Origin of the sequence: Herbaspirillum sp. UBA812, assembly GCF_002296545.1 — a bacterium.
Lineage (GTDB): Bacteria > Pseudomonadota > Gammaproteobacteria > Burkholderiales > Burkholderiaceae_D > Herbaspirillum > Herbaspirillum huttiense.
Map to the genome: position 1 here is coordinate 1 of NZ_DBIC01000389.1, position 9,080 is coordinate 9,080.

Annotated in this window: 10 protein-coding genes; all 10 read left to right on the forward strand. The window is 63.4% G+C overall.

Annotated features, from left to right (window positions below):
* Positions 1 to 531 (forward strand): phosphoribosylamine--glycine ligase (locus tag B3873_RS25550; RefSeq protein ID WP_286869906.1); only part of this gene is annotated, 531 nt, incomplete at its 5' end.
* A 189-nt stretch (positions 532 to 720) separates the two neighbouring features.
* Positions 721 to 1,551, forward strand: a complete 831-nt coding sequence (locus tag B3873_RS25555) for a mechanosensitive ion channel family protein (protein WP_276841562.1) — start codon at positions 721 to 723, stop codon at positions 1,549 to 1,551.
* 133 nt (positions 1,552 to 1,684) lie between these two features.
* Positions 1,685 to 2,605, forward strand: a complete 921-nt coding sequence (gene hemF, locus B3873_RS25560) for an oxygen-dependent coproporphyrinogen oxidase (RefSeq protein WP_286869907.1) — start codon at positions 1,685 to 1,687, stop codon at positions 2,603 to 2,605.
* Positions 2,605 to 3,273, forward strand: coding sequence for a nicotinate-nucleotide adenylyltransferase (locus tag B3873_RS25565; RefSeq protein WP_209534143.1), 669 nt, complete (start codon positions 2,605 to 2,607; stop codon positions 3,271 to 3,273). The genes hemF and B3873_RS25565 overlap by 1 nt, the downstream gene beginning before the upstream one ends.
* Entirely contained in the window at positions 3,273 to 4,034 is a 762-nt protein-coding gene (gene rsfS / locus B3873_RS25570; protein ID WP_034336324.1) for a ribosome silencing factor, read from the forward strand. Before B3873_RS25565 ends, rsfS begins: the two co-directional genes overlap by 1 nt.
* A complete protein-coding gene (gene rlmH, locus B3873_RS25575) occupies positions 4,034 to 4,504 on the forward strand; it encodes a 23S rRNA (pseudouridine(1915)-N(3))-methyltransferase RlmH (RefSeq protein ID WP_039784406.1) in 471 nt (156 codons plus the stop codon). Before rsfS ends, rlmH begins: the two co-directional genes overlap by 1 nt.
* Before the next feature lie 57 nt (positions 4,505 to 4,561).
* Positions 4,562 to 5,176 (forward strand): Maf family protein, encoded by a 615-nt coding sequence (locus B3873_RS25580; protein WP_209534144.1) that lies wholly within the window; start codon positions 4,562 to 4,564, stop codon positions 5,174 to 5,176.
* Positions 5,173 to 6,636: a ribonuclease G gene (gene rng, locus B3873_RS25585; RefSeq protein ID WP_039784404.1), complete on the forward strand. Its 1,464-nt coding sequence runs from the start codon at positions 5,173 to 5,175 to the stop codon at positions 6,634 to 6,636. Before B3873_RS25580 ends, rng begins: the two co-directional genes overlap by 4 nt.
* 32 nt (positions 6,637 to 6,668) lie before the next feature.
* Positions 6,669 to 7,301, forward strand: coding sequence for a hypothetical protein (locus B3873_RS25590; RefSeq protein WP_286869911.1), 633 nt, complete (start codon positions 6,669 to 6,671; stop codon positions 7,299 to 7,301).
* A gap of 173 nt (positions 7,302 to 7,474) precedes the next feature.
* Positions 7,475 to 9,080 (forward strand): lipid A export permease/ATP-binding protein MsbA (msbA, locus tag B3873_RS25595; protein WP_286869913.1); only part of this gene is annotated, 1,606 nt, incomplete at its 3' end.

The window sequence follows — 9,080 nt, forward strand, 5'->3', positions numbered from 1 at the left end:
CGCGAGATCATCGTGCCGACCGTGCAGGGCATGGCCAAGGATGGCATCCCGTTCTCCGGCTTCCTGTATGCGGGCCTGATGATCGACGCCGAAGGCAACCCCAAGACGCTGGAGTTCAACTGCCGCATGGGCGACCCCGAAACCCAGCCCATCATGGCGCGACTGAAGACGGACCTGCTGACCGTGTTCGAACACGCGGTCACCGGCACCCTGGACAAGATCGAACTGGAATGGGACCGCCGTACCGCGCTGGGCGTGGTCATGGCAGCCCATGGCTATCCGGAAGAACCGCGCAAGGGTGACCTCATCACCGACATCCCGGCCGAGACCGCCGACTGCGTCACCTTCCACGCCGGTACCACCCTCAATGGCGAGAAGCTGACCACCAACGGTGGCCGCGTGCTGTGCGTGGTGGGCCTGGGTGACAGCGTCAAGGTCGCGCAGAAGCACGCCTATGATGCTGCCGACCTGATCCACTTCGCCGGTTCGCAGATGCGCCGCGACATCGGCTGGCGCGCCCTGAAGCGCTAAGCCGGGCCGCATGCCGTCTCCATCCCCCGCAACGCCGTGTGTGTTGCGGGGGATTTCATTTGGAAGGCATGCGCGGCACTTGCCGTGCCACTGCAACAAAATGACGCCTCCGCAGCCTAAGCACGACGGGCGTTTCCGGGCAGCATGCCCCCGCCACGACCCGCATTCCCAGAAGAAAAGGACATATCGATGCCAGACCACCTGCTCAATTTTGAAACTTTGATCAACCTCTACCTGGTGCCTTTCGGGCTCAAGGTGATTGCCGCCATCGTCATCTGGATCGTCGGCGGCATGTTCATCAACACCCTCTCCAAGATCGTGCGCCGCGTGCTGACCGCACGCCAGTTCGAGACCACCCTGGTCAACTACGCCAGTTCGGCCATCCACGTGATCCTGCGCGTGCTGCTGGTGATGGGCATCCTGGAAGTGTGCGGCATCCCGACCACATCCTTTGCGGCCATGATCGGCGCGGTCGGCGTGGCACTGGGTGTGGCCTGGTCGGGCCTGCTGTCCAATTTTGCGGCCGGCATCTTCCTGGTGGTGCTGCGTCCCTTCAAGGTGGGCGACTACATCACCGCCGCCGGCCAGACCGGCACGGTCTCCGACATTGGCCTGGTGACCACCATCATCACCACCGACAACAACCTGCGCGTGATCATCGGCAACAACAAGCTGTTCTCGGAAAACATCATCAACTACAACGTCAACGCTACCCGCCGCACCGACCTGCGTTGCCAGATTGCCTACAGCGTCGATCCGCAGCAGGCCATCGCCAAGCTTTCCGAACGCATCAAGGCCATTCCCAACGTCTTGCAGACGCCGGCACCGGGCATCGTGATCCAGGAATTCAATGCCACCGGCACCCTGATCGCCCTGCGCGTGCATGCGCCCACGCCCAATTTCGGCCAGGTCTACAACGACGTGCAGAACGCCATCGCCGAGGTCTGCCTGAAGGAAGGCTGGCCGGCGCCAGCGACTTACCAGGTGGCCGTGCCACTGGCCCAGCCGCCGCAAAACTGAGGCCTTTGCCCCACAACGCCGGTCCGGCATCGCCTGCGGACCGGCTTTTGACGCCCCAGGCTGGGGCTGTCAAGGTACAATGGCGGGTTGGAACGCATTTCCGTCCAGTAACCGTGCATCAGAGCGACCCGCCGTGACCATCCATTCCAACGCCGCCACCAACACCGCTGCCGTCAAGGCTTACCTGCAGGACCTGCAACAGCGCATCGTCGCCGCGCTGGAAGCCGCTGATGGCAAGACTTTCCTGTCGGATTCCTGGGAACGCCCCGAAGGCGGTGGCGGCACCTCGCGTTTGCTGGAAGAAGGCAACCTGCTGGAGCGTGGCGGCGTCGGTTTCTCGCACGTGATGGGCAAGAACCTGCCGCCTTCGGCCGCGGCCAACCGTCCGCAACTGGCGGGCCGCGCGTGGGAAGCGATGGGCGTGTCGCTGGTGCTGCATCCGCGCAATCCCTACGTGCCGACGGTGCACATGAACGTGCGTTTCTTCACCACCCATGCGGAAGGCGAAGAAGCCGTCTGGTGGTTCGGCGGCGGCATGGACCTCACGCCCTACTACGGGGTGAAGGAAGATGCAGTCCACTTCCACCGCACCTGCCGCGATGCGCTGCAGCCCTATGGCGAGGACTTGTATCCGCGCTTCAAGAAATGGTGCGATGACTATTTTTACCTGAAGCACCGCAAGGAGCCGCGCGGCGTCGGCGGCATCTTCTTCGATGACTTCAACGCCCTGCCCTTCGAGCAGGCTTTCGCCCTGCAACGCAGCGTGGGCGATGCCTTCCTCGACGCCTACCTGCCCATCGTGGCGGCGCGGCGGGAAATGCCTTACGGCGAGCGTGAACGCGACTTCCAGGCCTATCGCCGGGGGCGCTATGTGGAATTCAACCTGGTCTTCGACCGGGGCACGCTGTTCGGGCTGCAATCCGGCGGACGCACCGAATCCATCCTGATGTCCATGCCGCCGCTGGTGAAGTGGCGCTATGACTGGCATCCCGAGGCGGGCAGCCCGGAAGCGGCACTGTATTCGGACTTCCTGGTCCACAAGGAATGGCTGTAATGGTGCCGCCTGCGGCGCAGCGCTGCATTGCCGTGCTCGGCGGCAGCTTCGATCCGGTGCACAATGGCCATGTCCTGCTGGCCGAGCATTTCGTGCAGTTGCTGCAGCCCGATGAGCTGCGCGTCATCCCCACCGGCAATCCGTGGCAGAAGCACGGCCTGCAGGCCGAAGCGGCGGACCGGGTGGAGATGGTCAAGCGCGCATTCGGCCAGCAGCAGGTACCGGTGGTCATCGATGAGCAGGAAATCCGCCGCTCCAGCGCGACCTATACCATCGATACCCTGCGCGCACTGCGCGCGGAGCTGGGGCCGGAGGTGTCCATCGTGTTCCTGATGGGCGCGGATCAGTTGCAGCACCTGGACACCTGGCAGCACTGGCAGGAATTATTCGAGTACGCGCATTTGTGCGCGGCCTCCCGGCCCGGCTTCGCGCTGGCCGATGCGCACGTGCCGCCGGCCGTGCGCGACGAATTCAAGCGGCGCAGCGCTGCGCCGCAAGAGATCCGCAGCACCACGCACGGATACGGCTACCTGGCCCTCGGGCTGGCGGTCGATATCTCGTCGACTGAAATCCGTGCCCAGCTGCAACGCGGCACCCGACCCGATTCGCTGATCCCGGGCAGGGTGCTAGACTATATCGAACAACAACATCTGTACCGAAATTCATAATGGACATCAAAAAACTGCAAACCCTGGTCGTGGACGCTCTGGAAGACGTCAAGGCGCAAGAAATCCGCATCTATGACACCTCGCACCTGACCTCCCTGTTCGACCGCGTGGCCATCGCCTCCGGTACCTCGAACCGCCAGACCAAGGCGCTGGCCGCCTCGGTGCGCGACAAGGTCAAGGCCAAGGGCGGCAACGTCGTCAGCGTCGAAGGCGAAGACACCGGTGAATGGGTGCTGGTCGACCTGGGTGACATGATCGTGCACATCATGCAGCCGGCCATCCGTACCTACTACCGTCTGGAAGAAATCTGGGGCGACAAGGAAGTCAAGCTGGGCGCGGCCAAGCGCACCGGCACTTCGGCTGCCGCCAAGCGCGCCGCCGTCGACGAAGCCCCGGCCCCCAAGACCCGCCGCACCCGCGCCCAGGCTGAAGCCGTCGAAGCCAGCCAGGCCCTGGACGACGACGAGGACGCACCGAAGAAGCCGGCCCGCAAGCCGCGCGCGACGACCACCAGCACCACCGGTACCCGCGCTGCTGCCGGCACGACCCGCACCACCCGTACTACCGGCACCAAGACCACGGCGGCCAAGACCACCACCACCCGTGGTACGGCAGCCGGCAGCAAGACCACCACCACCAAGGCCGGCACCACCCGCAAGGCCGCTGCGCCCAAGACCCCGACCGGCAAGACCGTGCGCGTGGCGCCCGCCAAGAGCGAGACCGCCAAGAAGCCGGCCGCCAAGCGCACCAGCAAGGCTTGATGCAGCTGGTCATCGCGGCCGTCGGCCACAAGATGCCGGCGTGGATAGAAACCGGCTTCCAGGAGTATGCCAAGCGCATGCCACCGGAATGCCGGATCATCCTCAAGGAAATCAAACCCGTCGAACGCTCCGGCAGCCGCACGGCCGAAACCGTGATGGCGCAGGAGCGCGAGAAGATCGAAGCGGCGCTGCCCAAGGGCGCGCGCGTGATTGCGCTGGACGAACGCGGACGCGACTGGACTTCGGTGCAGTTGTCCCAGCAGCTGGAGCAGTGGCAGCAGGATGGGCGCGACGTGGCCTTCGTCATCGGCGGGGCTGACGGGCTCGATCCCGGCTTCAAGGCCGGGGCCGATACGCTCATCCGCATCTCCAGCATGACCTTGCCGCATGGCATGGTGCGGGTGATGCTGGCCGAGCAGCTCTATCGCGCCTGGTCGATCACGCAGAACCATCCGTATCACCGCGCCTGACGGCGTCCACCGCCGGCTTCCTGCCATCCGGTACCGGCTCTTGACATCCCTGGCTCAATGAAACAAGCGGACCACAAAATCTACCTCGCCTCGAAAAGCCCGCGCCGCCGCGAACTGCTGCGCCAGATCGGCATCGATTTCGAACTCATGCTCTCGGACAAGGAAGTCGACGAGAGCGTCCTGCCCGGCGAAGCCCCGCTGGACTATGTCGCCCGCGTCACCCGCGCCAAGCTCGACAGCGCCCAGCAGACCATGATCCTGCGCCAGCTGCCGCATCGTCCGCTGCTGGCGGCCGATACCACCGTGGTGGTGGACGACCTGATCCTGGGCAAACCGGCCGATCACGATGAAGCCGTGCGCATGATCACCCTGCTCTCCGGCCGCACCCACCAGGTCCTGACCAGCGTGGCCGTGGGGCTGACCCTCGGGGTGGAAACCGAGGTCTGGCAGATCGTGCAGCAGTCCGACGTCAGCTTTGCGCCCTTGACCGAAGAGGCCATTGCCGCCTATTGCAATACCGTCGAACCTTACGACAAGGCCGGCGCGTATGGCATCCAGGGGCTGGCCTCGGTCTTCATCAGCCATATCGTGGGCAGCCATTCCGGTATCATGGGGCTGCCGCTCTTCGAGACGGCTCAACTATTACAACAAGCGGGCGTTCGCATCCTATGAGCGAAGACATCCTCATCAACATCACGCCGCAGGAGACGCGCGTGGCGCTGATCCTGCAAGGCGCCGTGCAGGAACTGCACATCGAGCGCACCCTTTCGCGCGGCCTGGCCGGCAACATCTACCTGGGCAAAGTGGTGCGGGTACTGCCGGGCATGCAATCGGCCTTCATCGACATTGGCCTGGAGCGCGCCGCCTTCCTGCACGTGGCCGACATCTGGGAAGCCCGTCCGCACGACGGCCAGAACGCGCCGGCCATTCCCATCGAGAAACTGCTGCACGATGGCCAGACCATTACGGTGCAGGTCATCAAGGACCCCATCGGCACCAAGGGGGCGCGGCTGTCGACGCAGATCTCGATTGCCGGGCGCATGCTGGTCTACCTGCCGCAGGACAAGCACATCGGCATCTCCCAGCGCATCGAGAACGAAGCCGAGCGCGAACTTTTGCGCAGCAAGGTGCAGGCGCTGCTGCCACCTGAGGAAAAAGGCGGCTTCATCATCCGCACCATGGCCGAGGATGCTTCCGACAGCGACCTGCAGATGGACGTGGAATACCTGCGCACCACCTGGGCCACCATCATCAAGCAGGCCAAGACCAAGCCGGCACCCACCCTGCTGCACCAGGACCTGTCGCTGGCGCAGCGCGTGCTGCGCGACTTCGTCTCGGACCAGACCGCCACCATCCAGGTCGATTCGCGCGAGAACTTCCACATGCTGCAGGAGTTCGGTGCCATCTATACGCCCTCGGTGCTGCCCAAGCTGATGCACTACCGGGGCGAGCGTCCGCTGTTCGACCTGTATGGCGTGGAAGAGGAAATCGAGCGCGCCCTGGGCCGCCGCGTGGACCTGAAGTCGGGCGGCTACCTGATCGTCGACCAGACCGAAGCGATGACCACGATCGACGTCAACACCGGCAGCTTCGTCAACGGCCGCAACTTCGACGACACCATCTTCAAGACCAACCTGGAAGCGGCGCACGCGATTGCGCGCCAGCTGCGGCTGCGCAACCTGGGCGGCATCATCATCCTCGACTTCATCGACATGGAGAGCACGGAGCACCGCCACGCCGTGCTGGCCGAACTGGGCAAGGCGCTGCACCGCGACCGCACCAAGATCTCGGTCTCGGGCTTCTCCACGCTGGGGCTGGTGGAGATGACGCGCAAGCGTACCCGCGAATCGCTGGCCCACATCCTCTGCGAGACCTGCCCGGCCTGCAAGGGACGCGGCCAGGTCAAGACGCCGCGCACGGTGTGCTACGAGATCCTGCGCGAGGTCATGCGCGAGGCCAAGCAGTTCAATCCGCGCGAATTCCGCATCCTGGCGTCGCAGGTGGTGGTGGACATGTTCCTGGAAGAGGAATCGCAACACCTGGCCATGCTGGGCGATTTCATCGGCAAGCCGGTGTCGCTGCAGGTTCAGAGCGATTATCAGCAGGAGCAGTACGACATCATCCTGATGTAATCAGCACAGGCGCTCATAGACAGTACCCAGCGATGTCCAACGATCTTTTCCACTTTGCTTATCTGAAACCGCGCGATTTTGCGCTGCACGGTACCAGCATTGACCAATGGCTCAGCCAGGCCGAACCAGGCGATGCTCCCGTTCAGGTGACAGCGGATACGCCGGAGATGCTGGCACAGGTCACCAACGGCAGCCGCAACGGATGGATGGCGGCGATCATCGAAGAGTTGGCCCAAGCCAGCGCAATCAATGACCTCAGGGTGCTATACGGTGCCGAGGACATCGCGTATGCGTGGGAAGCTCCTGATACGTGGGAAAACGATGCAGGTGAGATCACCGAGTGGTCCCGCTGGAAAGCGATAAAGCTGCAGGATCAGGCCCTTCCCACTCTGGCCGAGGCCATCACGCGCTTGTTCGACTGGTCCAGCGCACATGTGGACGAACTGGCGGAAGACACTTTCAGCGATTTATGTTCAGCCGATGAATTGGCCGACGACATCCACCAACCAATCCTGACCAGCGCTCCGGCGAGCGATCCACGTGTGCGGTATGGAGAGGACGGCGAAGGCTCACATTGTCTCTACTCGTTTCTGCATTCCCTGTGCCAGCTATGCGTGAATGCACGGAACAAGGGCGAAAGCGTATTGCTGATCGTACAAACTTGAAAGAACACCAGGTCAGGCCAGATGTACCAGACTTTGCCTCCTGTGCAGTCACAGATCCTCTTCCTTAACGCCAGATAACGCGCCAGTGCATTTCAAGACGCCCCTGAGGCCGGTGAACACGGCATAATCTCTGTTTTTCGAACTCTGCATCACCTGCAAGCAAGGAATACCCCATGCTGTCCAACAACATAAAGCGTCTGGCCGCGCTGCACTGGCCCTACAAGAAGCGCCTGGCGCTGGCTTTCCTCGGCATGATCGTGACCGCCGCCACCGAACCGGTGGTGCCGTATATTTTCCAGGTGCTGCTGGACAAGGGCTTCGTGGGCAAACCCACGTTCTCGCTGTGGCTGGTGCCGGCAGCGGTGATCGGCATCTTCCTGATCCGCGGCATGGCCACCTTTACCAGTACTTACATGATGACCTGGGTCTCCACCCGCATCCTCAACGAGCTGCGCCGCCAGATGTTTGCGCGCATGCTGGATCTGCCCATTCACTTCTATGCCACCAACACGGTCGGCAAGGTCATCAACTCGATGATGTTTGAAGTGCAGCAGATCATCGACATGGTGACCAAGGTCTTCACTTCCATCCTGCGTTCCGCCCTGACCGTACTGGGCCTGCTGGGATGGCTGCTGTACCTGAACTGGACCCTGACCATCGTGACCCTGGTCCTCCTGCCGCTGGTCTCGATCGTGGTACGCGCCACCGGCAAGCGGCTCAAGAAGCTCAACCGTGACTCCCTCGCGGTGAACGCCGAACTGACCCAGCTGATCGAGGAAACCACGCGCGCCCAGCAAGTGATCAAGATCTTCGGTGGCCACGAATACGAAAAGAAGCGTTTCCACGACCGTGCCGAAAACCTGCGCCGCTATACCATGCGCATGACCGCCGCGTTTTCGTCGACCGTGCCGATCACGCAGCTGATGACGGCCTGTGCCGTGGCCATCGTGATCGTGATGGCGCTGATCCAGTCGGGCAATGGCCAGATCACCGTCGGCGGTTTCGTCTCCTTCATCACCGCCATGCTCATGCTGCTGGCTCCGCTGAAGCAGCTGGCCGAAATCAATGGCCCCCTGCAGCGCGGCATGGCCGCCGCCGAAGAAGTCTACAAGCTGATCGACAAGACTCCCGAGCGCGTCACCGGCGAGGCCCTGCAGCAGCGTGCGCAGGGCGAAGTGGAGCTGGTCGATGTGAGCTTCTCCTATCCCGGCCACGAGCAGCAGGCACTCAAGAACATCAACCTGCGCGTACGCGCCGGCGAGACCGTGGCCTTCGTCGGCATGTCCGGTGGCGGCAAATCGACGCTGGTGAGCCTGCTTCCCGGCTTCCATTCGGTGACCGCCGGCAAGATCCTGCTGGACGGCCGTGACATCGAATCGATCTCGCTGCTGAGCCTGCGCCAGCAGATCGCCATGGTCAACCAGAACACCGTGCTGTTCGACGACACCCTGGCGGCCAACATCTCCTATGGCGACCAGTCGCCCGATCCGGCGCGCATCCTCGCTGCCGTGGAAGCCGCGCACCTGACCGACGTGGTGCAAGGCCTGCCGCAAGGCATGGAGACCCGCATCGGCGACAATGGCTCGCGCCTGTCAGGCGGCCAGCGCCAGCGCGTGGCGATTGCCCGCGCGATCTACAAGGATGCTCCCATCCTGATCCTCGACGAGGCCACCTCGGCCCTCGACACCGAATCCGAACGCGCGGTCCAGGCCGCGCTGGAACGCCTGATGCAAGGGCGCACCACCTTCGTCATCGCGCACCGCCTGTCGACCATCGAGC